The organism is Companilactobacillus kedongensis, from assembly GCF_003946625.1.
GTDB classification, from domain to species: domain Bacteria; phylum Bacillota; class Bacilli; order Lactobacillales; family Lactobacillaceae; genus Companilactobacillus; species Companilactobacillus kedongensis.
This window is the reverse complement of the sequence record NZ_RHOR01000002.1, coordinates 80,931-104,996: the sequence shown is the minus strand read 5'-3', so window position 1 is coordinate 104,996 and position 24,066 is coordinate 80,931. Positions and strand designations below refer to the sequence as shown.

Annotated in this window: 22 protein-coding genes and 1 tRNA gene; 6 read left to right on the top strand and 17 right to left on the bottom strand. The window is 37.9% G+C overall.

Going from position 1 to position 24,066, the window contains the following annotated elements:
* Positions 1 to 10 precede the first annotated feature (10 nt).
* The 7 genes from EKM60_RS02280 to prdC form a co-directional block, all read right to left on the bottom strand.
* Positions 11 to 1,027 (bottom strand): proline racemase family protein, encoded by a 1,017-nt coding sequence (locus EKM60_RS02280; RefSeq protein WP_125712055.1) that lies wholly within the window; start codon positions 1,025 to 1,027, stop codon positions 11 to 13.
* 12 nt (positions 1,028 to 1,039) lie between these two features.
* A complete protein-coding gene (locus EKM60_RS11275) occupies positions 1,040 to 1,519 on the bottom strand; it encodes a glycine/sarcosine/betaine reductase component B subunit (protein ID WP_125712054.1) in 480 nt (159 codons plus the stop codon).
* A gap of 11 nt (positions 1,520 to 1,530) precedes the next feature.
* Positions 1,531 to 2,271, bottom strand: a complete 741-nt coding sequence (gene prdD / locus EKM60_RS11270) for a proline reductase cluster protein PrdD (RefSeq protein ID WP_125712052.1) — start codon at positions 2,269 to 2,271, stop codon at positions 1,531 to 1,533.
* A 63-nt stretch (positions 2,272 to 2,334) separates the two neighbouring features.
* Positions 2,335 to 3,060 carry a D-proline reductase (dithiol) protein PrdB gene (gene prdB, locus EKM60_RS11265; protein WP_125712050.1) on the bottom strand — a complete coding sequence of 242 codons (726 nt, stop codon included), beginning with the start codon at positions 3,058 to 3,060 and terminating at the stop codon, positions 2,335 to 2,337.
* Entirely contained in the window at positions 3,060 to 3,362 is a 303-nt protein-coding gene (locus EKM60_RS02260; RefSeq protein WP_125674949.1) for a CBO2463/CBO2479 domain-containing protein, read from the bottom strand. The genes prdB and EKM60_RS02260 overlap by 1 nt, the downstream gene beginning before the upstream one ends.
* Positions 3,363 to 3,381: 19 nt before the next feature.
* On the bottom strand, positions 3,382 to 5,328 hold the full coding sequence (prdA, locus tag EKM60_RS02255) for a D-proline reductase (dithiol) proprotein PrdA (RefSeq protein ID WP_125712048.1): 1,947 nt from the start codon (positions 5,326 to 5,328) through the stop codon (positions 3,382 to 3,384).
* Positions 5,329 to 5,351: 23 nt separating this feature from the next.
* Positions 5,352 to 6,656, bottom strand: a complete 1,305-nt coding sequence (prdC, locus tag EKM60_RS02250) for a proline reductase-associated electron transfer protein PrdC (protein WP_263853079.1) — start codon at positions 6,654 to 6,656, stop codon at positions 5,352 to 5,354.
* Positions 6,657 to 6,953: 297 nt separating this feature from the next.
* Here prdC and EKM60_RS11085 point away from each other — a divergent pair.
* Positions 6,954 to 7,050: transfer RNA gene (locus tag EKM60_RS11085), tRNA-Sec, on the top strand.
* Between the two features lie 109 nt (positions 7,051 to 7,159).
* Here the strand turns inward: EKM60_RS11085 and alr are convergent.
* The 4 genes from alr to EKM60_RS02230 all read right to left on the bottom strand — a co-directional run bounded on the left by alr (position 7,160) and on the right by EKM60_RS02230 (position 11,734).
* Entirely contained in the window at positions 7,160 to 8,269 is a 1,110-nt protein-coding gene (gene alr / locus EKM60_RS02245; protein ID WP_125712046.1) for an alanine racemase, read from the bottom strand.
* On the bottom strand, positions 8,269 to 8,628 hold the full coding sequence (gene acpS / locus EKM60_RS02240; protein WP_125712044.1) for a holo-ACP synthase: 360 nt from the start codon (positions 8,626 to 8,628) through the stop codon (positions 8,269 to 8,271). The genes alr and acpS overlap by 1 nt, the downstream gene beginning before the upstream one ends.
* 110 nt (positions 8,629 to 8,738) lie before the next feature.
* On the bottom strand, positions 8,739 to 10,289 hold the full coding sequence (locus tag EKM60_RS02235) for a DEAD/DEAH box helicase (protein ID WP_125712043.1): 1,551 nt from the start codon (positions 10,287 to 10,289) through the stop codon (positions 8,739 to 8,741).
* Positions 10,290 to 10,369: 80 nt separating this feature from the next.
* On the bottom strand, positions 10,370 to 11,734 hold the full coding sequence (locus EKM60_RS02230; RefSeq protein ID WP_125712041.1) for a UDP-N-acetylmuramoyl-tripeptide--D-alanyl-D-alanine ligase: 1,365 nt from the start codon (positions 11,732 to 11,734) through the stop codon (positions 10,370 to 10,372).
* An 89-nt stretch (positions 11,735 to 11,823) separates the two neighbouring features.
* Between EKM60_RS02230 and EKM60_RS02225 the strand changes: the two genes are divergently transcribed.
* On the top strand, positions 11,824 to 13,050 hold the full coding sequence (locus tag EKM60_RS02225) for a multidrug efflux MFS transporter (protein ID WP_125712039.1): 1,227 nt from the start codon (positions 11,824 to 11,826) through the stop codon (positions 13,048 to 13,050).
* A gap of 26 nt (positions 13,051 to 13,076) precedes the next feature.
* Here EKM60_RS02225 and EKM60_RS02220 read toward each other — a convergent pair whose 3' ends face one another.
* The 6 genes from EKM60_RS02220 to EKM60_RS02195 form a co-directional block, all read right to left on the bottom strand.
* Complete coding sequence (locus EKM60_RS02220; protein WP_125712037.1) at positions 13,077 to 13,325, bottom strand: type B 50S ribosomal protein L31; 249 nt, start codon at positions 13,323 to 13,325, stop codon at positions 13,077 to 13,079.
* Positions 13,326 to 13,426: 101 nt separating this feature from the next.
* Complete coding sequence (abc-f, locus tag EKM60_RS02215) at positions 13,427 to 14,920, bottom strand: ribosomal protection-like ABC-F family protein (protein WP_125712036.1); 1,494 nt, start codon at positions 14,918 to 14,920, stop codon at positions 13,427 to 13,429.
* Positions 14,921 to 15,161: 241 nt separating this feature from the next.
* Positions 15,162 to 16,436: a UDP-N-acetylglucosamine 1-carboxyvinyltransferase gene (locus EKM60_RS02210; RefSeq protein ID WP_125712033.1), complete on the bottom strand. Its 1,275-nt coding sequence runs from the start codon at positions 16,434 to 16,436 to the stop codon at positions 15,162 to 15,164.
* 30 nt (positions 16,437 to 16,466) lie between these two features.
* Positions 16,467 to 18,080 carry a CTP synthase gene (locus EKM60_RS02205; RefSeq protein WP_125712031.1) on the bottom strand — a complete coding sequence of 538 codons (1,614 nt, stop codon included), beginning with the start codon at positions 18,078 to 18,080 and terminating at the stop codon, positions 16,467 to 16,469.
* A 166-nt stretch (positions 18,081 to 18,246) separates the two neighbouring features.
* The gene (gene rpoE / locus EKM60_RS02200; RefSeq protein ID WP_125712184.1) at positions 18,247 to 18,885 is read right to left on the bottom strand and encodes a DNA-directed RNA polymerase subunit delta; all 639 of its coding nucleotides are present in this window, start codon (positions 18,883 to 18,885) and stop codon (positions 18,247 to 18,249) included.
* A gap of 45 nt (positions 18,886 to 18,930) precedes the next feature.
* A complete protein-coding gene (locus EKM60_RS02195; protein WP_125712029.1) occupies positions 18,931 to 19,371 on the bottom strand; it encodes a DUF1934 domain-containing protein in 441 nt (146 codons plus the stop codon).
* A 64-nt stretch (positions 19,372 to 19,435) separates the two neighbouring features.
* Between EKM60_RS02195 and EKM60_RS02190 the strand changes: the two genes are divergently transcribed.
* The 4 genes from EKM60_RS02190 (at position 19,436) to mscL (ending at position 23,891) form a co-directional block, all read left to right on the top strand.
* Positions 19,436 to 20,251 carry a lipoate--protein ligase family protein gene (locus tag EKM60_RS02190; RefSeq protein WP_125712027.1) on the top strand — a complete coding sequence of 272 codons (816 nt, stop codon included), beginning with the start codon at positions 19,436 to 19,438 and terminating at the stop codon, positions 20,249 to 20,251.
* Positions 20,248 to 21,582 carry an HD domain-containing protein gene (locus tag EKM60_RS02185; protein ID WP_125712025.1) on the top strand — a complete coding sequence of 445 codons (1,335 nt, stop codon included), beginning with the start codon at positions 20,248 to 20,250 and terminating at the stop codon, positions 21,580 to 21,582. Before EKM60_RS02190 ends, EKM60_RS02185 begins: the two co-directional genes overlap by 4 nt.
* A gap of 81 nt (positions 21,583 to 21,663) precedes the next feature.
* Entirely contained in the window at positions 21,664 to 23,367 is a 1,704-nt protein-coding gene (locus tag EKM60_RS02180; RefSeq protein ID WP_125712023.1) for a glycerol-3-phosphate dehydrogenase/oxidase, read from the top strand.
* Between the two features lie 116 nt (positions 23,368 to 23,483).
* Complete coding sequence (gene mscL / locus EKM60_RS02175) at positions 23,484 to 23,891, top strand: large conductance mechanosensitive channel protein MscL (RefSeq protein WP_125674976.1); 408 nt, start codon at positions 23,484 to 23,486, stop codon at positions 23,889 to 23,891.
* The last annotated feature ends 175 nt before the right edge of the window (positions 23,892 to 24,066 follow it).

The window sequence follows — 24,066 nt, the reverse complement described above, 5'->3', positions numbered from 1 at the left end:
GTTTCCTCCTCTACTTCAGTTCGAAACCTTTTGACAATGGATCTGTTGGGTCGAACATGAAATTATTAAATCCTGTGATCCAGGCTGAACCAGTAACTTCTGGAATTACTGCTGGTAGTCCGCCCTCTTCTACTTCCTTAACAACACGGCCGTAGAATTTTGTTTCTAGAATACTTTCATAAACGAATTTCTCGTCAATATCAAGTTTTCCTCTAGCATGTAATGTAGCCATCTTAGCACTTGTACCAGTACCACAAGGTGAGCGGTCAACTTGTCCGTCACCAAAGACAACAACATTTTGAAGTGTTGATTCTTCATCTTTTGGTTCGCCATACATTTCAACTAAATCAACTGTCTTAATGTGGTCCAAAGTTGGATGTTGAATCTCAACTTGATCATTAACAGCGTGCAAGATCTTCATACCTACATCTGCTAATTTTTGTGAATTACTTGTTTCAATTTTTTCATTAATTTCTGAAACTGGTAAAATTGCGAAGAAACTTCCACCAAATGAGATGTCCAAAGTAATTTCCCCAATATCAGGAACATTTACTTTAACGTCTTTCTTGTATAGGAATGATGGTACGTTTTGGAATGAAACGCTTTCTACTTGTAGTCCTTCTTTTAGATGTGCAACAGCGTGAACTAATCCAGCAGGTGTGTCTAAGACAACCTTCTTTTCAGTTGCGCCTGGTTCAACATCAACCATACCTGTTTCAACGATAGCTGTAACAGCAGCAATTGTGTTGTGACCACACATATTCAAGTAACCACCAGTATCCATGAAGACGATACCAAAGTCGGCTTCTGGATTACATGGTTCAAGTAAGAAAGCACCGAACATTTCATGATGTCCTCTTGGCTCTAACATGAGTGATGTTCTAATATCATCATAATTGTCGATCAAATACTGCTTTTTCTCAGCGATTGTGTTACCAACTAGCTTTGGAATACCACCGGTAACAATTCTAGCTGCTTCTCCAGCTGTATGTGAATCGATTGCAGTCATGCTTCTACTAAATTGCATTATGTTTTCCTCCTATTTTGGAACTTGTCCATCTTTTCTCATTTTTAATTTTAATAGTCCCAACGCTTTATGAGCGTCTTTTTCATTAAGATTATTGTCACCAACAATTTCAGTTTCAGTTCCACTTTTTGATTTATTGATATCTAATACAAATTTTGTGTGTTCGCTTTCGACCACAAATCCCGCTTGCTTACCAATAAACTTCAGCCCAACTATACTGATACCTTTGTCACCTATCTCAGTCATTGTGTTAATGAAATCCACATCGGAATTTCCCCAACCGTCGGCTGAAATAATAGCTCCGTTAGTACGCATAGCTTCGAGCCAAAAAGCAGTTCTTCGACCTACCAGATTCTTTAGATAATTATCTTGAGGTGTTCCCACGAGGATAACTCCTTGAAAATCTACATCAGGGTCGCTTGCTACAACTCTGACTAGTGGATCATGGAAATGATGCATAGTTGTTTCTTTTGTTGAAGGTCCAATACCCATTTCACTACCTCCTAAACTAAGGCATGAATAGCACCATCACGGTATTCATTCGCAGAAAGTAGAATGGGCATATTGTCCATATCAATAATGGATATACCTTTTTCAATACCGCCTGGCTCTTTTGCAAAAACCATATTGTCGTACATGGCACCTTGTCCAGCTACCTCTTTTACGACAGCAACTTTTGGCTTACCCGGATGTTTAATATCTTCATATTCAAAGCTTTCAGCAGCATTGCGACCGTTCATAACTTTCAATTCTTCTCTGATCGGTTGTAAAAACTGATCAGCACTGTTAAACACCATTTCACAGGTTTTACGATTGAACTCAAAGTCTGATTTCAAAGTCACATCAATTAAGATGATCGTATCATCAGAACTAGGGGTACCATCTGTATCAAATTTAATTTTTTCATCAAGATAGCCATTTGAAGAACCAAATTCATGCAATTGCACACCAGTTTCATCGGCACCAGTCAAAATCACACTGACACCAGTCAGTGTGTTTGACATGCCGTAGCCTATATTACCCAAAACCTTTGTAGAAATTGGGATAACATCCATAATTGTATTTATTTTAAAATGGCAATCCTTGGGATCAACTAGTTTGACCTTAATGGATTTTAACCGATCGTCAATATCAAACAATGGATGATCTGGAATCTCTAGACTGGTATTTGTTATATGATACTTTGGTCCAATTGTGACATCTTGCATTGAAAATGCATTTATAGTTAGAGTATTTTTATTCATTTGAAAATCCCCTTACTAACAATAAAAGGAGGGAATAATATATACCCTCCTTTTATGGTCAAACTAGACCTTAGCTATATATTCATATGGTAAAGGCACAATTTTTCCTGGTGAATCAAGAATTTCGAATTGCTTCAAAGTATCCTTAACAATGCCTGTTTGCATTTCAACATTGTGAGGCTCACCAGCGTTAGCACCCATTGGTACACGAGGAGCTGTAGCTCTAGGTGAACCATTTTGACGTACTACTGGAGGTAATGCGGCAATTAAAATTGTAGGAATCCCAACGGATTCGATTGCTCTCTGCACGATCACGGCAGATCTATGACAAGTTCCTCAACCGGCAGTCATAATTACGGCATCAACATCTTCAGCCTTTAATTTTTGAGCAATTTCTGGACCAGTTTTATCTGTAAAGGCTTCGATGTCACCACCACCACCCATGAAACCATATTCTGTGGGTGCTAAGCCTTTGATAAAGCCTGCATCTGCAAGTTCACGCAATCTATCGATTGGGAACATACAGTTAATATCTTTATTAACATCACTATTATCATAACCACCATGTGATACCATCAAATCATCCGTTTTTGTATCCCAAGGGATCTCACGGTAACTTGTATCACCGGCTAGATTAAATCTTTTATCACTCTTTAGATGAACACCAGCAGCCGTAGCAATTCCGATCTTCATATCTTTCAGCTCTTTTGTAACAGGTGCCCAAACAGGCTGAGGTGTGATAGGAACATAAATTTCTGACTGTAAGCCATCATACTTCTTTAAGGACATTATTCTTCCTTCCTTTCCTTAGTACGCTGTTTTATCTCAACTTGATGTTTTTTATAATCATCAATAGCTTTAACGTAATCTGCATTCGGGGTTTCGGATAGGACTTCGGGATAGGACATTAAGAATCCTACTTCATGACCAATTTGTGGTTCATGTTCAGAAATCAACATTCTCTTAGGTATTTTGAGAGTACCTAATCTTCCCTTTAATTCAATCATGACACCTGCATCTGTAACTTCAGAAATGATTCCTTCGAAAAGTCGTTCTGTAGATGCGTAATTTAATAAATCGTAATTATCCATACCAGTTACCCTTCATTCATTATTCTTTTTCGTAGATTTCAAGTCTCTTCTTGCTCTTTGGCAATGATTGCTCATTTGGAGCTCTGTCGATCTTGATTCCATCATGTTTTTCGATAACCTTAAGGTTATTTTCCTTAACATTTGGATTCCACTTACGTTCAGCTTTTTCAATCTTACCGCCAGCCATCTTTGTTTCCAACATAGCTAGAGCTCTGATTGCATCTTCTTGACATAATGTGTTATTCTCAAGAATTTCATTTTCAATACCTTGAGCAGATTTGTTATTATCAACCATTGCGTCCATGTACTTGTTACCAACAACAAGAGCACCTTGAACGGCACAGTATGACATACCAACAACAGGAACGCCTCTTGAACCGATTTGTTCTAGATGTGATGCAAAGTCAATATGATTGTTACCAAATCCTTCAGTTGTAACAATAGCACCATCAAGGTCCATTGCTTCAATTGTCATTCCAAGTCTCTTAGAAACGTAGAATTTCTCAGTATTTGCTTGTGGTGAACCAACAAACAATACACCTACTAAGTCAATATCTTCGTCGTCCATAGCAGCTTGAACCATTGGTTCACGCCAGTAGTGACGAGACATTTCCTTAGAAGCAGGTCCAATACATGTCAAAGCGTGAATACCACCATCTAATACTTCAAGAGGTGATAGCATGATTGGTAAGTTACCAAGGTCAACGTTAGGTTTAGCACCTAATGTACCAACAGGTTCTACGGGCATGATCAAGTTATCGTGCATAGCACCTTGTCCCATGATTTCCTTAACAATAACAACACGTTTTTGTTTTGGATGACGTACTTGTTTGAGTTCATCTTTCTTAGTAATGAGACCAGCATCAGCCTTCTTAAGGGCTTCTCTGATTTCTTGAGTAATAACATCAGCGGCTTTATGGGAAGCCAAAGGACCTACACGTTCCATGTTACGTCCTGCTTCAATTGTTACTTGAGCTTTAATGAGGATTTCGCCTTTATCTGGAGAACCAGGACGACCCCACATAATATTCTTGCTCATTTCACCTTCAGATGATCCGAATTCACCAATTTGAACTCCGTTTTCATCTGTACCTGTTAATACGAAGACAGCTCCATCGATTACACGTGTAACACCTGTACCGATTTCTCCTTCAGTCTTTGTAGCAATAGGTTGAACATCCATGATTGTTTCACTATATTTGTCATAATCGTCAGGTGTAATGATATCTAAAGTCATATCTTTAACGATATCTTGAGTTTCAACAGCTTCTTTACACAAGTCTTTAGGTGTTCTAATAGTCAAAGTTGTACCATCGATCTCAGTCTTGTCGCCAAATACTACTTTGTCGATTTGAACGTGATCACGTTCTAGCTCTCTGATAACTTTTGCTTCTACTTCGTCATCATCTGATGAAGCGTCTGCTGAGTCATCTGAAGCTGGTGCAGCGGCATTACCGTCAGCTGCTAATTTAGCTTCACTTTGAGCTGCTGGTGCAGCTGATACTGCTGAGGCCATAGGAACTTCTAAATGAATTCCTTTACCTTCGGCAATATCGATCTTGATTGTTCCATTAGAAGTGCTTGCAACAGAGGCTGGTGCAACTGTTGTACTTGGTGCAGTATTCACGTCTTCAGTAGCTACAGGTGCATTGTCTGCATCTGAACTATCGTCATCAGCTGATGCGTCATCGTCATCACTATCGTCATCCATTGATTGAATGTTATCAACATTTGCAGCTGTTAAAGGAATAAGTGCATCTGTTGTTTTGCTCAATGTTGCGCCTAGTACTTGACCAATCTTTAAAACATCATCTGGTAATTCTAGAAGTCCGGAATCAACGTAGTCATCAAATAATGATGGATCTTCCAAATTTGGTGCTTCGATAGTAATTCCGCCCTCTGCTCTACAGCATAGGACAGCTGGATCATTAATATGGTCCATGGCTGTTTCTTTAGTTATAGACATATCCTGTCTACCTCCCTTGAAAATTACTTAGATTGAAAATCAGATGGAAGTTTACGATATAGTCTATGACCTGCTGCTCTTAAAACGTGATCTGTAGAATGATAAACTGAAACTCCTACACGAGGAGCTACACCGGTTACGGTGTTTGTTCAATCCTGACATGTACCAGTCAAAATTGACTCAGCTCCTTCTTTCTTCATTCCAAGGACTGCATCTGCCTGTCCAGGACAAATTCCTGGAAGACTACAACGATATCTTCCATTTACTAAAACCATTCTCTTGCAACGGCGGAAAGATACTACTTTTCCACCCATTTTATCAACTATTTCTCTAAGACGAGGTTCTTGACCACCGCACTCACATTCAAGAATACCGAACTTCTTACCATGAGTATCGGGGTATGGCATTGCTACTAAGAATCCACTTGTTGTCTTTGTAACAGGTGTATCTTCACTACCAGTGTGTCCAGTAAATGGACCACCAACTGTGATATCACCATGTGGATTAACGTAACCACCTGATGCATCAATAAAGTGTTTAGCTGACAATCCGATCGGAATATTCTCGTATACAGTCGATTGTTCCTTAACTCTTCCATCAACGGTAATATCTTTATCAATAACAGGTTTTCTCAATTCAATAGCTTCGACAATTCTCTTAACTGTCTCAACGTTTTGAATGATTGCATTGGCCTTAATAGGTAACTCACCTGGTTTAAGAACTATATCGAGTAATTGTCTGACAATAACTCTTTCATCACCAGCTGGGTACATATTAGTCAAGAATTTGACTTGAATATTTGGTTCATTCTTGCAAGCTTTACCAAGTGCAAGTACTGCAGCATGGTGAATCTTCTTGATTGCAATATAACCAACCTTAGCTCCTGTGATCTTTAGTAAATATTTAATTCCACGAACAATTTGTTCTGGATAACGTTCTTCAACCTCAGTATTATGACAAAATAGTGGTTCACATTCAGCGGCATTAACGATTAAATAACCGCCGGGAATCTTATTTGAAAGTTTTACTGCTGTTGGGAATCCAGCACCACCAGCACCTACGACACCGGCATTTTCAATTGCTTTTAGATAATCATCAGTTTCAGGAAGTTTGACATAGTCCTCCATGTCTTGTTCCTCATCGGGATCTAGAATAATTCTGTCATCCTCAACGGCTGTGACTGTTCCTGTTAAACTACTATGGATATTAGCACCTAATCCATTAGGTTCTGCAATAAGTTCCCCTCTTAGAACATGTTGACCAACTTCGACAATTGGCTTGTCGGGTGCACCAACATGTTGTTTTAGTAAATATGTGACTTTTTCCATCATTTCACCTCCCTCCAAATATGATAGCGAAATATTGTTGACGTTTTCATTCGCAAGTTCATAGTATCACAAAATATTCATAATTTTAATAGCAATTTACATATTTATTTAAATTAAAAAATCACTTGACACACTACCAATATACCTTTCTTTGTAGTATACTGTCCGATTACATCTGTTAACACAATCAATCACAATGTAGAGATTTTATATACAAATGGAATATATATTAACCCTGCATAGGATTTTTTAAAATGCCACATTGAATATTGAAATTTTTATGCTATCATTGTTTTTGGGAGTGGATAGGTTCTGGTGTTCCTTCTAGTCTTCAAAACTAGTATGAGGGGTTAGTAGCTTCTTGGGTGGGTTCGATTCCCACACATTCCCGCCAGAGAATATAAATTGGATTGTTCACAATTCAAACTAAAAATGTACTGTAGGAATATTTCTGCAGCAAAAAAGGATGATGCCTAGGCATCATCCTTTTTTTGTATTCCGGATTATTTATAGATCCGGGGTAGCCGATCTGTCAAACAACAGAGAATCTCATAGTTGATAGTATCAGCGTATTTAGCGGCATCAGTAGCGGTTATCTTTTCATTACCGTCTTTACCGATCAAAGTAACCTTAGTTCCAACTGGTAATTCTTTAGGTAGGCGGACCATAAATTGATCCATGCAGATGCGTCCCACGATTTGACATCTCTGACCATTGATCAAAACATCATAACCTTGCATCCTTCTCAACCAGCCATCAGCGTATCCAATCGGAACAGTACCGATCCATTCTGACTTGTCGCTAGTATAAGTAGCCCCATAACCAACTTTTTCACCCTTTGCGATTTCTTTAACAAAGACTAATTCTGAATGAAGACTCAACGCAGGTCTTAATTCAAACGGAACTTCAGGAATATCTGTTCCTGACGGATTAAGTCCATATAGACCAATTCCGAAGCGGACCATATTAATGGCCAAGTCTTGATGCCATAAAGCAGTGGCAGTATTAGCACAATGAACGTACTTGAAATCTAGTGGTAGGTCTGACTTCAATTCCTTAAAACGTGCAACTTGCTTCAAGAAATAGGTTTTATCGGGGTTATCAGCTGTAGCAAAGTGTGTAAACAATCCTTCCGGTATAAATTTATCAGGATTATCTTTGATATAGTTGCAGGCTTCGATCAAATCAGCTTTATTGCGGAAGCCGATTCGACCCATACCACTGTCGACACCAATATGAATCTTCAAATCAGAAACATTTTCTTTAACAGCTTGTTCTAACCAATCTAGTGACCCGATCGTCAAAGAAATATCGTTATTGGCTGCTAAAATTGCATGCTGCACTGGAGTAATACTCAAAACTAAAATGGGAACTTTGATTCCAGCATTACGTATCTCTAGAGCTTCATCTAATGTTGTCACACAGAGTCCAGAGGCTCCATATTCAACTTCTGCTTGCGCTACTCTGACGAGTCCATGACCATAAGCATTCGCCTTTACAACGGCAAATACTGCCGTTCCTTTAGGAACACTTGCAATCTCACTTTGTAAATTATGTTTTAAATTATCTAGGCTCACTTCAACGTAGGCAGGTCTATGTGTTGATGGTAACATTAATTATCCTCCTCTAGAATTACTTCCGTAATCACTAATTCATCCGTATCTGAAATGGAAATGAATATTTTACCATAAAAAATATCTGTTTTGATGTAAGGCTGACCTGATTCGTGATTAAGGATACTTAAATCGTGAAAACCAATCTTACCTAGACCTGTGCCCATAGCTTTAGTAAAAGCCTCTTTAGCAGAAAAACGCCCTGTTAAATAGGTCATCTTGGCCTTCTCAGTTTTTTTGGTATTAAATATTTCAAATTCTTCAGACGTAAGAACCTTATCTGCAAACTTTGGTAAACGTTTGTAGATATTTCTTACTCGCTCAATTTCGGCAATGTCTACTCCCAATCCTTTTATCATCTATCATTCTCCATCATTTTTTCTCAAAAAAAGACAAAGTAAAATTAATTACCTTGTCCCCTCATAATACTTATTATAAATCATTTTATTGTATTTCTACATTATCAAGCTTAGATTGTTGTTCTAATCTTAAATGACTTCTTTGATTGACCTTGTTTCTTCTTGTTACCACCGTTGCCATTTCCACTGCGACGTTTGTCACTGTTTGAATGGTTTGAGTGTCCACCACGATGATCATCATGTCTTCTTGAACGATGGTCGTCACGGCCGCCACGGTAATTACCGCCGCCATTACCACGATGACGTCTTCCATGACCAGACTTGTTACGACTAACTTTTCTTGATGGAAGTGGTCTTTCAGGAGCAATCTTAACTGGAACACTCTCGGCATCCTTGATCATGTCATTTAGCAATACTTTGACAAGATCTTCAGCTGAATACTCACCTAATAATTCAGTAACGATGTCGTCGAAACGATCCATCTTGTTGTGAGCTAAAGTATCTTTAATTTCATCTTTAACAGATTCCATTTGACCCTTTAGAACTTCAGTATCTGAAGGTGGAGCAAGTGGTGTCATACGTTTTTTAGTAAGGTTTTCGATCGTACGTAAGTAGCTCATTTCGTTTGGTGTAACAAATGTTACAGAAACACCTGAGTGTCCGGCACGACCTGTACGTCCAATACGGTGAACGTAACTGTCAGGATCTTGAGGAATATCATAGTTATAAACATGTGATACACCAGAAATATCAAGTCCACGGGCAGCAACATCAGTAGCTACTAAGTAGTCTAATTTTCCAGATTTGAACTTACGTAAAACGCTAGTTCTTTTATCTTGTGACAAGTCACCATGAATACCTTCGGCGTTGTATCCACGAGCTTGCAAACCTCTTGTCAATTCGTCAACACGACGTTTTGTACGTCCGAAGATCAATGCAAGTTCTGGAGCTTGTACATCAAAGATACGTGTCATAAGGTCAAATTTCTCAAAGTCACGGGCCTTAACAAAGTATTGATCGATATTGTCAGCTGTTAATTCTTTTGACTTGATCTTAACAACTTTTGGCTCTGTCATAAATTTGTCAGCAATCTTCATGATTGGCTTAGGCATTGTAGCTGAGAATAACAATGTTTGATGTTCATGAGGAACATTTGAAAGGATACTTTCGATATCCTCAACAAATCCCATGTCCAACATTTCATCAGCTTCATCTAAAACAACTGTTTTTACATTTGCTAACTTAACCGTGTGACGGTTAATGTGGTCGAGTAAACGACCTGGTGTACCAACAAGAACGTTAGGGTGATTCTTTAAAGAACGAATCTGTCTTCTAATGTCAGAGCCACCATATACTGATTGAACTCTAACTTTTTTCTTACTACCTAATTTGTATAACTCTTCTTGAGTTTGAATAGCTAACTCTCTTGTAGGTGAAATAATCAAGGCATGAATGTCGCTTGAAGCTGTATCTACTGCATCCAAGATAGGAAGTCCAAAGGCAGCTGTCTTACCTGTACCTGTTTGGGCTTGTCCAATTACGTCATCACCAGCTAATACTAGTGGAATAGTTTGTGCTTGGATGGGGGTTGTTTCTTCGAACCCGGCTTCATCAACAGCACTTAATAGTTTTGAATCTAAATTTAATTCGTTAAATTTCACAAAAATCCTCCAAGTTAAAACACGATAAAATCACAGACGTTTACTTTATCACGTTTCTCTATCATTCTCAAATGGCAAACTTAAATTAACGCATGTAAAACGTTTTCTAAATGGATTCCATGACTTGCTTTTAATAATAATGTGTCACTTGAGTTTAATTCTTTCTTTATATCGTCAGTTAGTTTGTCTAACTGATCTTTTTGATACCAATTCAAATCGTCTGAACTGTATTTTACAGCCAGCTTGTCGGCCAAGAATTTCATATAGTCGCCGACCAAATATACTTTGGCAAAATCGTCTGAATTTATATAGTCTGCCAATGATTCGTGTAGTTCCCTAGAAGCATCGCCTAACTCTAAAATATCACCCAGTACAAGGATTCTTCTTCCTTCTGTTGGAATATTCTTGAGGTTGCTCAAAACTTCGATCACAGCGGTTGGATTAGAATTATAAACGTCACTTAAAATGTCAGCGCCGTTACTTGCTTTCAACCACTCAGTTCTATTTTCTGTTACATAAAGGTTCTTTAGAGCCTTCTGCATTGCTTCTGGTTTAATATGTGATTCTAGTCCAACCAATAATGCTGCAAGTGCGTTATTCACGTTATAATCGCCCATCATTGGAATTGTAAATTCAATCTCTGGCCAAAGATTGGTCTTGAAGCTTGTAGAATTCTTACCAGCATTTATTTCAGTTGCATAAAGGGTCTCATCATCCTTGCTTCCGAAAGTATACTTGCGTTGCTTAACATTTTTTGCCCGTTCTCTAAGTAAAGGCTCATCCCCGTTATATATGAATCTGCCATCTTCTTGCAAGTGTGAAACAATTTCCATCTTAGCATCAGCAATTTTATCTCTAGTACCGAAAAACTCGATATGAGCTTCACCGATCATTGTGATAACTGAAATATCGGGATTAGCTAAACTGCTGAGGTGTTCGATTTGGCCAGTACGGTCCATCCCCATTTCTACTACTAAAACTTCAGTATTGATAGGCATATTTAAGATCGTATATGGAACACCGATTTCATTGTTAAAACTCTTTTGGGTCCTGGCAACATTATTGTTTGTTTCTAAGACACTAGCAATCATATCTTTTGTAGTTGTCTTACCATTGCTACCAGTTACTGCTATAACCTTAGGGTTAACTTTTGCAAGATAGTATTTAGCCAAAGTATCGAAAGCTTTCGAGACATCCTTAACCACGACATAAGGAATATCATGGTTGGGAATCTCATGATCACTTTGCCATATTGTGGCATGCACACCATTCTTAACTGCACTGTCGATAAAATCGTGACCGTCACGTTCCCCTTTTAATGGAAAGAACAAGTCGCCAGTCTTAGCTTTACGGCTGTCAAAGCAGACCCCAGTAACGTCAATATCAGCAATATCGTCAACGTCTAATTTTAAAGCAGAATAAACTTCTTTTAACTTCATTTTCATGAAAAGAATTCCCCAATTCTAAAAAAAATATTTAATACTGTTCATATAAAAAGAGTATACTAAAATACTTAGAAAGGACTTAATTTACTATGACTTTCCAGACAAAAGACGAGCCACAGAGTAATAACTATTGGAAAAGAAATCTAAAAGTTCTCTGGTTCAGTACTTTCATGACCGGAATCGGCTTTAGTATGATTACACCCTTTATGCCATTATACATTAATCAGCTAGGCAATTTAACCAAAAGCCAACTTGTGATCTGGAATGGTATGGCCTTCTCAGCAACCTTTTTAGTCATGGCAATCGCCTCTCCTATTTGGGGAAAGATCGCCGATCGTAAAGGTAGAAAACTAATGCTGATCCGTGCCGCCTTAGGAATGTCGATTGTAATTTTCTTACAAGCATTCGTCACTGCTCCTTGGCAATTAGTCGCTTTAAGACTATTGCAGGGTGTCTTCTCAGGTTTCGTTAGTAACGCTAGCACCTTGATCGCATCAACTGCACCAAGGTCCGAAAGTGGGAAAGCTCTCGGTACATTAAATACCGGCGTTATCTCTGGTACCTTACTAGGACCACTTGCAGGTGGTGTTATCGCACAATACCTAGGTTTCCGAATTCCCTTTATGGTTACTGGATCACTGCTGTTTACAGCTTTTATCCTTGTAGTCATTTTTATAAAGGAAGACTTCAAACCAGTTACTAAAGATGAAGAAGCCAGCACATCTGAAATTTTCCATAAGTCTAAAAATCCAAACTTAATCCTGGCAATGTTTGTTACAACAATGATCATCCAGATGTCCAATAATTCAATCAATCCGATCATCAGTCTGTACGTTAAGCAATTGATGCACGGGTCAGACAAAGTCACCCTAATTGCAGGGGTAATAGCTGCAATGCCCGGAATCGCTAATGTTATCGCCGCACCAAGATTTGGTGCACTAGGTGATAAGATCGGTACAGAAAAGATTTTGATCGGCGGTCTGCTATTCGCCGTTATCGTATATATTCCACAAGCCTTTGTTACAAATGTTTGGCAACTAGGTATGTTGAGATTCTTAGTCGGAGTTTCTGACGCTTGTCTATTTCCACAAGTTCAGACCCTTCTGGCAAAGAACTCTGATGCGAAATATACCGGACGAATCTTCGGATACAATGCTTCATTTCAGGCTGCCGGAAATGTCTGTGGACCTTTAATAGGTTCATACATCTCCAGCATTCTAAGCTACTCTGCTGTATTCATAAGTACAAGTATCTTGGCTTTAGTCAACTTCGGTTGGGTATTCTCACACATGAAGTCAAAAAAAGCTAAAAAATAAAAGCCTTCCCGAGAAAGGATGGCTTTTTATTTGTTTTGCAAACCATATTTCTTGTTGAAACGGTCGATACGTCCATCTGCTTGAGCAAACTTTTGTTTACCAGTGTAGAAAGGATGTGAGTCTGATGAGATTTCAACACGAATTAATGGGTATTCGTTACCTTCGAAGTCTGTTGTTTCACTTGAGTTAACTGTTGAACCAGCTAAGAATTTCTTACCTGTTGATGAGTCCATGAATACAACTTGATGGTAATCTGGATGAATTCCTGTTTTCATTCTATGTCGCTCCTTTGCCCTAAATCTTTTGCAGAAATAGAGATTAAATTTACTAACGGTGTTTAATGTTATCATGGATAGCAATAATATTCAATATAATTCTAGTTTTCCAAGATTATTTTTTGATCAGATATTTCATTGATCAAGTCTTTATCGTGGTCGATCAGCAGCATCGTTGGATGCTGTTTTTTTATTGCATCGACAATTTGTTGGCGAGTAATAACATCCAAGAAATTCAAAGGTTCATCCCACAAATAAAGATTTGCTTCTTGAGATAAGATGATTGCCAATGCAACTTTTCTTCTTTGTCCTTGACTCATACTCTCAACTGGTTGATCGAACAAATTTCTTTCAAAACCTAATTTACGCAAGTTAGAGAAAATCATTTCTGGATCGATTTTTCTATCTTCAGCAAGTTGTCTGATCTCACCAGTTAATTCGTCTTCTTGAGCCAAATAAGATACTTTGATGCTGTTAGCAATCTTCAACTCACCATTCTGCTTAAATGGTTGTTTAATGCCTAAAATTTGCTTGAAGATAGTTGTCTTACCAATACCGTTACGTCCGACTAATGAAACAACTTGGTTGATCGGTACCTTAAAGCTGATTACAGGTGTCTTTACTTCATCATGGACTAGTTCCAGGTTATCAACTGTCACAAGCGTTTTAGGATGTGTTACTTCCTTATAGTTGAGTTTGATCGGTTCTTCGATCTCAATATTCTTAAGCAGGCCTTGTTTCTTTTCAATTTCCGAATCGACACGTTTAGAAACCGTCTTAGCTTTCTTCATCATCTTGGCCGCTTTATGACTAATAAATCCCTTATCGAGATTTACTTTTTGCAAACCAGTTTTATTCTTCTGCTTTTCAGATTGATTAGACCAGTTCTCCCGTTTAACGGCTGTCTCGTGCAATCTTGAAATATCTTTTTGTAGTTGTTCTTTCTCTTCTAATTGAGATGCATCTTGACGACTCTTCTCTTGTTCCCAAACATCAAAATTGCCTTTGTAGACATCAATATTTTGACGATTGATCGAAATAACATGATCGATAACTTCATTCAAGAAAGTTTTGTCGTGGCTGATAACAATAAAGCCTTGTTTACTCTTTAGATAATCGGCGACAACTTTACGTCCCTCTATATCCAAATGATTAGTTGGCTCATCGATCAGTTGAAAGCCATAGTCATCAATAAACAAAATTGCCAATAAGACTTTTGTCTGTTCACCTGGACTTAGAGTTGAAAAGTTTTGTTCTAAGATATCCGCCTTAGCTTGAAGTTTATCCAACTCAACTTCAATTTTCCAAAGATCATAATCTTCAAGGTCAGTCAATTCTTTGACGATTTCAACCGTTGATCGATCTTTATCAGTAACGGTCTGTGGATAGTAATAAAAGTTCAAGTTGGAGACGATCTTACCTTGGTATGGTAATTTACCTAATAAAATTTTCATCAAGGTTGTCTTGCCACGACCATTGCGTCCGATCAAACCGAGTTTCCAACTTTCATCTATCTGTAAATTAAGCGAATCAAACAAGTTATTCACCATTTGATCATATTTATAACTCATATTTTCTATTTGAATAGTTCCCATATAGCATGCACTCCTTTGTGCATTTGACCAGTTTCATTCCAACAAAAAAAGAACGCTACACAAACAGCGTTCTTCCGTTTTAAATATTACAGGAAGGCGCAGTTGTAGAAATAAAGTCGAAGTCAAATTACACAGTTATTTTGTATAATTTAAAATTTCAACTTAATTTCTCAACGGCTGCACTCCCCTTCTTGTTTTAATCTAAAAGTAAATTTACCAACATAATATTAATTTGTCAATACTAAATTAGATCATCTGTACCCACCAAGGCAACATCTGCTGACAAAGCACGCAATTTCTTAACGACCTGATCATATCCTCGAAGAATATTTTCAGCGTTATTGATCACAGTTTGACCGTCAGCAATCAACCCGGCGATCATTAAGCAAGCTCCAGCACGAATTTCTTCAGCTGACACCTCGGCACCTTGTAAATGAGCTCCACCTCTAACTAAGATCAAATCATCTTCACTAGTGATATTAGCACCCATTTTATTCAATTCCGTAATGTGTTTAACTCGCTTAGGATAAATGGTATCTATTACCATTGCCTCACCACTTGCCTGCATCAATAACGGCGTTATGGGTTGTTGTAGATCCGTTGCGAAACCAGGATACGGCATCGTTTTAATATTAACTGATTTTAGGTTAGGTGACTCTTTAACATAAATACTATCTTCACCAATATCCAAGTTTACGCCCATTTCATCGAGCTTAGCGATAAAGGCATCCAAATGTTCACTGATAATATTCTTTACTAAAATTCCACCGCCGTTTGCTGCAGCCAAACTTAAATAAGTTCCTGCTTCAATGCGATCGGGAATAATTGTATGAGCATTATTTGAACGAAGGTTATCTACCCCTTCAATTCGGATAGTTTCAGTACCTACGCCACGGATCACTGCTCCCATGTTGTTCAAAAAAGTTGCTAAGTCAATAATCTCTGGTTCTTTAGCGGCATTTTCTATCACAGTTGTTCCTTTGGCCTTTACGGCTGCCAGAATAACATTGATAGTTGCACCAACTGAAACCATATCTAAGAAAATCTTAGCGCCCTTCAAACCACCGTTTGGAGTCGTAATAATGATTTGTCCATGTTTATTTTCAACATGTGCCCCAAGTGCTTCAAAGCCTTTGATATGTTGATCAATAGGACGAGGTCCAATGTCATCCCCACCGGGGAAACCTACCACTGCTTTACCAAAACGACCTAGCATTGCACCCATAAAATAGTACGAGGCACGCAAACTACTTACTTTACCACTAGGTAATTCGGCAAATTGAATCTGTGTCGGATCAATCTTTAATACATCATCTTCCATTGAAGAAGAAACGTTCATATCTTGCAAAATTGAACGTAAGTTTTTAACATCTCTAATTTGTGGCACTGAATCTAATACCACAGGAGTATCTGATAAAATTGCGGCCGGGATAAGCGCCACTGTACTATTCTTAGCGCCTCCAATCGTAACTTCACCTGATAACTTTTTTCCACCATTTATTACAAGTTTTTGCATAAGCTTTTCCCTAACTATTATTGACTAATACTACATATTTTCTTCATCAAGACCAGATGCAGCACCGATAAATGCCTTAAATAATCCTTCTGGCTTTGTTGGTCTGGATAGGAATTCAGGATGATATTGCACAGCAATATGGAATTTGTTTTCTGGGATTTCGATAATTTCTACCAAACGGTTGTCAGGTGAAACACCAGAGAAACTTAGTCCAAGATCTTCAAATTGTTTGCGATAATCATTATTAAATTCATATCTGTGTCTGTGTCTTTCTTGGATAACTGATTGATTGCCATAAGCTGCAGCAGTCTTTGTACCTGGCTTTAATTTACATGGATAAGCACCTAAACGTAATGTACCACCACGATCTTCAAGATCTTTCTTGTCAGCCATAATATCAATGATCTTATTATCAGCATCAGCATCAACTTCACCAGTTGTGGCATCACTAATACCAGCAACATTTCTAGCAAATTCGATACTTGCCATTTGCATACCTAAACAAATTCCAAAATAAGGAACATCATTTTCACGGGCATACTTAATAGTTGTAATCATACCTTCTAGTCCACGGCTACCAAAACCACCAGGTACTAGAATACCATCAGCATCCTTTAGAAGTTCAGCGACGTTATCTTCAGTAATCTCGTCAGCTGAGATCTTCTTTAATTCTATATCAGTATTATATACATATCCAGCAGAACGAAGTGCTTCTGTAACAGAAATATAAGCATCTTGTAACTTTGTATACTTACCGACCAAAGTAATCTTTGTAGTATGTTTCAAGTTATGGACACGATTTACTAGTTTATTCCAGTTGCCCATGTCAGCTTCTTTAGTATTCAAGTGCAAGTATCGACATACGATATCATCGAAGTTTTGTGCTTGAAGGTTCAAAGGAATGTCATAAAGTGATTCAGCATCACGTGATTCAATAACAGCTTCTGAATCAACATCACAGAATGATGCGATCTTGTCTTTCATGCTTTGTGGCATTTCTTGTTCTGTACGAACAACCAAAATATTAGGTTGGATTCCGATACCACGTAATTCTTTAACACTGTGTTGTGTTGGCTTAGTCTTCATTTCACCAGCAGCTCTTAAATATGGAACTAAAGAAGTATGGATGTAGACAACGTTCTCTGAACCAACTTCTGACTTCATTTGACGCAATGCTTCAAGATATGGAAGTGATTCAATATCACCTACAGTACCACCGACTTCTGTAATAATTACATCTGAGTCTGTAGTAGTAGCAGCACGCATAATTTTTTGTTTGATCATATCTGTAATATGTGGAATAACCTGTACAGTAGCACCGTTATAATCACCACGACGTTCGCGACGAATTACTTCAGAATAGATCTTTCCGGTTGTAACATTTGAATACTTGTTAAGATCATTGTCGATAAATCTTTCATAGTGTCCAAGGTCAAGATCAGTTTCTGTACCATCGTTTGTTACATAAACTTCACCGTGTTGATAAGGACTCATAGTTCCTGGGTCCACATTGATGTAAGGGTCAAACTTTTGCATCGTTACCTTAAGTCCGCGATTCTTTAATAATCTACCGAGGGATGCAGCAACGATACCCTTGCCAAGAGATGAAACAACTCCACCTGTAATAAAAATATATTTAGTCATATTTTCCTCCACATACTATTGCTATTTTTGAAAGGGATTTCTTAAATAAAAATAAAAAAGTCCCCTATTCACACTGAACAGGGAACTTGTAATTAGACAATCTAATAGAGCCCAAACAATATAATACTGTTATATAACTCAATCGTCAAACTTTTAATCTATAAAATTAGATGTCATCGTTTTCATCATCTTCATCGTCGTCGTCATCATCGTCTTCTTCGTTTAAGTCGATGTCTGCGTCAGCGTCGTCACTGTCAAATTCAGTTAATTGACCTTCGATACCATCATCTAGACCTGTATCCTGCTCGTCATCACTGTCATCATCAACAGCTAAATCAGAATTAGTGAATTTAGATAAGTCAGGACCACTTGTTGTGTCACTGCTCTCATCGTCATCATCCATTTCATTTACTTCTAGATCACTATCATAATCAATTACGTCATCATCTTCATCATCATCACTCAAGAAAGCATTAACCTTTTGAGCTGCCTTGTGAGTATTTTCAGTTCCGTTGTCCTCAGGATGATTAACTTCCTCATCAACAGAGTCAAATGGATACCATTCACGCAATCCCCAGACATTTTCCCCAAGCGAGAGAAAACTGCCGTCATTATTCAAATCGGTATAAAATTGTGGAAGACCTTCTTTAATCTGATCGTCAGTCTTACCTAAGTAATCTTGAATTTTATTAACAATGTTAGAGAAGTTCATGGCTTCTTTGTTATTATTATCAAGGATTTCGTAGGCTACCTCAATTAGAGAAAGCTCCTCTTTATTTTGATTCTTGAATTTTTCAAGTTCCAAACGGTACACGTCCTTTCGCAGCGTCTTACTTATAATCATATCTAGCTACGCCTTAAAAATCAATCTAAACTTATAATTTCCTACTATATTATTATCGTAAATCAAGTCATAATCAATGTTTATTTTTCCTGAAAGCGGTCTATCGAGAATTTCTACTTGAGAATTTCTAGTAAAAGTCTGCAATGGCATGATTCCGTATTCCGTTTGCAGATGTCCGCTATTATGTTCTTGATCCGTAAAATATAGTAATGAAGCCAAGTTTGTGGCCTCAGCAACACGCTTTAGATGAATCTCTCCGTTATCAGCGACCTTTACCATTATTTTGGCTCGGTCGTTGTTTTCAAGCTTTTCGTTAAAGCGTAAATAAGTTGAATTACCGACACGAGTTAATTTCCCCAGTTCCGAAATTCGCGTATGTGTCAATTCCCCTGCTTGAGAAACCTCCATATTCAACTCTACATTTACATCTAAACTATTATTTTCCAATATATAGCGCCTCTACATGATAAAATTAAAATAACAATTATATTTAGAAGAAGTGATCCAGTCAATGAACAATACAATATTATTATACGACCAACAAATTCAAAAAGATGAAGAAATGCTCAATCCATTTGCAGATACTGGGGCCATTTTACGTTTTGTTTCCGAAAGCAAAATGCCAGTGGCTCATTTCTGGACTACACCGCCGACCGTAATTTTAGGACTACAAGACCAACGTCTGAGTAATCTCCAAGGCGGACTAAAAAGTTTAGCCGACAAAGATTATATCTACTACGTTCGTAATTCAGGTGGTCTCGGTGTCGTGACAGATGACGGAATCTTAAACTTCACGTTATTTTTACCTGATAAAAACAATATCACAATTGACCAAGCATATGAAGAAATGCACAAAATAATGCAACAGGCTTTTTCAGATGATATTGCTACTGGTACGATCGAACGCTCATATTGTCCAGGAACTTACGATTTAAGTATCAATGGTAAAAAGATCGCCGGTATTTCTCAACGACGTTCCGGAGATGGTGTGGCAATCATGGCATATATCAGTATTACCGGCAATCAAAAAAAGCGTTCTCAGCTCATGAAGGATTTCTATGAGATCAGTGACTATCCCGTCAATGAGAAAATCGGCTTTCCTAAAATCGACATTCACTGTATGGAAGGTCTGGATATTCTATTAGATCAAGATTTAACGATCGATATGGCTAAGAAAAATATTCTCGATACGATCGAACAAACATATACGATCGATCGTTCGCAATTCAATATCGTGCAAAAGTCCGCCCCTTATCTCGATGCTTACCAACAAACAATGGAAGATTTGATTTACAAAAATAATAAATTAGCGGAGGTCAATGAATGAAAATTCAAATGTTGCCAAGAGAGAAAGTCTTTCGTGACCCGATCCACAATTACATCCATGTTCAACACAAAGTAATCTTGGACTTGATCAATACTAAGGAATTTCAACGCTTACGTCGAATCAAACAATTAGGCACATCATCATTTACGTTTCAAGGTGCTGAACATTCTCGTTTCACACACTGTATGGGCGTCTATGAGATAACTCGTCAGATCTGTGACAACTTTCAGCGAAACTATCCAACTAAAAAACCTGGTGACGGGCTTTGGAATGACGATGAGAGAATCGTTGCTCTCTGTGCTGCTTTATTACACGACTTAGGTCACGGTCCTTATTCACATACGTTTGAACACATCTTTGATACCGACCACGAAATGTGGACTCAAAAAATTATTACTTCACCAGAAACGGAGATCAATCAAGTTTTAAAACAAGTTTCTGATGACTTTCCCGAAAAGGTGGCCAGCGTTATCGACCATACCTATCCTAATCCACAAGTCGTACAAATGATCTCCAGTCAAATTGACGCCGATCGAATGGACTACTTGTTACGTGACGCCTACTTTACTGGAACCAAATACGGTATGTTTGATCTCACAAGGATTTTACGTGTCATGCGTCCTTACAATAAAGGGATCGCCTTTGACAACGATGGTATGCATGCCGTTGAAGATTACGTCCTCTGTCGTTTCCAAATGTATCAACAAATTTATTTCCATCCCGTATCACGTGGTATGGAAGTTGTCCTAACTAAGCTGTTGCAACGTGCCAAAGATCTTTATGAACATAATCAAATGAATGGCTTTGAAATGCCTAGTCTGTTAGTACCTTTCTTTACTGGTAACGTTAGTATCGACGACTATTTGTCGCTTGATGACGGAATTTTAAATACCTATTTTACGCTTTGGCAAAATTATCCAGACGAGATCCTAAAGGATCTTGCCTATCGTTTCTTAAGCCGAAAGCCTTTTAAATCAGCTCAATATAATTCTGATACTAAAGAAAAATTACCTGAATTAGCTGATTTAGTTGAGAGTGCTGGTTTTGACAAAGATTACTACACGGCTATCAACACTAGTTTCGACTTACCGTACGACATTTATAATCCCAGACAGCACAAACGTAAAACTCAAATTGAAATTATGCAAGATGATGGTTCCTTAATCGAACTTTCAACCATTAGCCGTTTAGTCAATGCTCTGACTGGAAAGATCAGTGGAGATGAGAGATTCTATTTCCCTAAATCCATGATAGTAGAACATTCTAACGATATTTTCAGTGACTATTATCAAGCATTTCAAAGTCATATCCATAATGATATGATTGTTTAATTTTATTTCAGTTTGAAACGCTTTCAACTTTTGGCTTATTTTAATAGAATGTAATTATAATCTTCAAGGAGGAGCTTATTTATGAAAGAATTTTCAAATACGACTCGAATCGATAATTTGAAATCTATGCAGGATCAAGAATTAGATCTTTTGGTCATTGGTGGCGGAATAACTGGTAGCGGCATTACGCTTGACGCTCAGACTCGTGGTCTCAAAACTGGACTCTTGGAAATGCGTGATTTTGCTTCTGGTACTTCTAGCCGTTCAACTAAATTAGTTCACGGTGGATTGCGTTATTTAAAACAAGCTGCAATTAATGAGGTTCATGAAGTTGGTAGTGAACGTGCCATTGTTTATAACAATGCTCCACAGATCACTACTCCTTTAAAAATGATGCTCCCCTTTTATTACGGAGGAACATTTGGACCATTCACCACTTCGATCGGTTTAGATGTTTATGACCGTTTGGCTCAAGTAAAGTCATCTGAACGAAAATATATGCTTGACCCTAAGAAAACTTTAGAGAGAGAACCATTTATTAAAGGTGAAAATCTCAAAGGTTCAGGCGTCTATGTAGAATATCGCACTGATGACGCTAGACTAACCTTGGAAGTGGTCAAGAAAGCTAATGAAGAAGGTTCCCTGATTGCTAATTACACCAAAGTAACCGGATTACTGTATGACAGTCAAAATAAAGTCTGTGGTGTTATATTCAAAGATTTAGTTTCTGGTACGACCGGTGAGATATTCGCTAAAAAAGTTATTAACGCCTGTGGCCCATGGGTTGATGAGATCAGAGAAATGGATGGATCAAATGTCGGCAAACACTTGCACTTAACTAAAGGAGTCCATTTAGTAATTGATCACGAAAAGTTCCCGATTTCAAATTCCATTTATTTTGATACACCTTTTCACGATAACAGAATGATGTTTGCCATCCCTCGTGAAGGTAAAACTTACATTGGAACAACTGATACAACTTGGAACGACGACCCTAAAGAACCAAATATCACGGTCAAAGATGTCACATATATCTTGGCTGCAGCTAATCAGATGTTCGACCTTCCACAGGCTTTGACACCTGAAGATGTTGAATCCGGTTGGTCCGGCGTTCGTCCTTTGATCCAAGAAGAAGGCAAATCACCTTCTGAAATATCTCGTAAAGATGAGATCTTCCAGTCACACTCCAACTTGCTTTCAATTGCTGGTGGCAAATTAACTGGCTATCGTAAAATGGCCGAAAAGATCGTCGATCTGGTGGCACGTCAATTGGATGCTGAAGGTAATTTTGAATACAAATCTGAACAGACTGAAAACCTGACCCTATCAGGTGGTGATGTCGGCGGTGATTCAGGTTGGTTATCATTCTTCGATAAGATGGCTCAAGAAGGCGTTGTAAACTATGACCTTGAACGTGAAGAAGCTGAACAATTAGTTCAAAGATATGGATCAAATGTTTTAACAGTTTATAAATTATTGCCAAAGGATGCCTCAAAAAATAACTTACCTAGGATCGATTGGGCAATGTTACAGTATGGACTTCAATTTGAAATGGTCGAACATCCTATCGACTATCTATTACGTCGCAGCAGTCAAATGTTATTTAATATTGAGCATGAAAAGGAAATTCAAACCCCAGTTATCGAATACATGTCAGACTTTTATCACTGGGATGCCGGTACAAAGCAAGCTATGACTGATGAAGTCAACAAAAAATTACACCTTACTTCACTACGTGATGTTAAAAAAGCATACAAAGAGCATATTGCAAAAATTACTGAATAAATAAATTTAAATAAAATTCTGATTACATCCCCTTTTAAAAACTCAAAAATATAGTAAAGTTGTTGTTGTACTTTTAATCAACAATAAAGTAACAACGAAGAAGGAGATTGCGCGACATGTTTAAGGAATTTCAAGAATTCATTTCTCGTGGTAGTGTTGTTGACCTTGCTGTTGGTGTTATCGTTGGTGCCGCTTTTAATAGTTTGGTATCAGCCTTGACTACCTATATTCTTAACCCATTGATCGGTCTATTTATTGGTCAAATCGACCTAACAGATATGAAATTTCAATTTTTGGGCGCAACATTTCTAATTGGTGACTTCATAAATGCCCTCATCAACTTTTTGATCATTATGTTTGTGATCTTTATGATCGTTAAATTAATGAACAAAATGCGTCGTGACGGTTCAAGAAGTAAATTTGATGAAAACGTCGAAGAAACTGATCCACAACTAGAATATTTGCAACAGATCCGTGACTTATTAAGATACCAACAACGAAACGACCATAATCGAAGATATTAAGTATTAAAAATAGAGAGTGTGACAAAACATGGTCAACTTTCGAGCATTAAGGCAAATGGCTCCAGTAATCCGAATTTGGATTACTGGAGCCATTTGTTTTAAGCGGAAAAAGCTATGTTTTGTTACACGTTTATGCCACATATTTTCGTATAGATATGGATTTAGACGAAAAACC

What these genes read in the sequence shown, in the direction of transcription:
- EKM60_RS02225 (WP_125712039.1), top strand. Translation starts at nt 11,824, where the DNA reads ATGACTTTCCAGACAAAAGACGAGCCACAGAGTAATAACTATTGGAAA.
- EKM60_RS11275 (WP_125712054.1), bottom strand. Translation starts at nt 1,519, where the DNA reads ATGGGTATTGGACCTTCAACAAAAGAAACAACTATGCATCATTTCCAT.
- EKM60_RS02190 (WP_125712027.1), top strand. Translation starts at nt 19,436, where the DNA reads ATGAACAATACAATATTATTATACGACCAACAAATTCAAAAAGATGAA.
- EKM60_RS02220 (WP_125712037.1), bottom strand. Translation starts at nt 13,325, where the DNA reads ATGAAAACAGGAATTCATCCAGATTACCATCAAGTTGTATTCATGGAC.
- alr (WP_125712046.1), bottom strand. Translation starts at nt 8,269, where the DNA reads ATGTTACCATCAACACATAGACCTGCCTACGTTGAAGTGAGCCTAGAT.
- EKM60_RS02260 (WP_125674949.1), bottom strand. Translation starts at nt 3,362, where the DNA reads ATGGATAATTACGATTTATTAAATTACGCATCTACAGAACGACTTTTC.
- EKM60_RS02210 (WP_125712033.1), bottom strand. Translation starts at nt 16,436, where the DNA reads ATGCAAAAACTTGTAATAAATGGTGGAAAAAAGTTATCAGGTGAAGTT.
- EKM60_RS02230 (WP_125712041.1), bottom strand. Translation starts at nt 11,734, where the DNA reads ATGAAAATGAAGTTAAAAGAAGTTTATTCTGCTTTAAAATTAGACGTT.
- prdA (WP_125712048.1), bottom strand. Translation starts at nt 5,328, where the DNA reads ATGTCTATAACTAAAGAAACAGCCATGGACCATATTAATGATCCAGCT.
- EKM60_RS02185 (WP_125712025.1), top strand. Translation starts at nt 20,248, where the DNA reads ATGAAAATTCAAATGTTGCCAAGAGAGAAAGTCTTTCGTGACCCGATC.
- abc-f (WP_125712036.1), bottom strand. Translation starts at nt 14,920, where the DNA reads ATGGGAACTATTCAAATAGAAAATATGAGTTATAAATATGATCAAATG.
- EKM60_RS02180 (WP_125712023.1), top strand. Translation starts at nt 21,664, where the DNA reads ATGAAAGAATTTTCAAATACGACTCGAATCGATAATTTGAAATCTATG.
- mscL (WP_125674976.1), top strand. Translation starts at nt 23,484, where the DNA reads ATGTTTAAGGAATTTCAAGAATTCATTTCTCGTGGTAGTGTTGTTGAC.
- EKM60_RS02280 (WP_125712055.1), bottom strand. Translation starts at nt 1,027, where the DNA reads ATGCAATTTAGTAGAAGCATGACTGCAATCGATTCACATACAGCTGGA.
- EKM60_RS02205 (WP_125712031.1), bottom strand. Translation starts at nt 18,080, where the DNA reads ATGACTAAATATATTTTTATTACAGGTGGAGTTGTTTCATCTCTTGGC.
- acpS (WP_125712044.1), bottom strand. Translation starts at nt 8,628, where the DNA reads ATGATAAAAGGATTGGGAGTAGACATTGCCGAAATTGAGCGAGTAAGA.
- prdD (WP_125712052.1), bottom strand. Translation starts at nt 2,271, where the DNA reads ATGAATAAAAATACTCTAACTATAAATGCATTTTCAATGCAAGATGTC.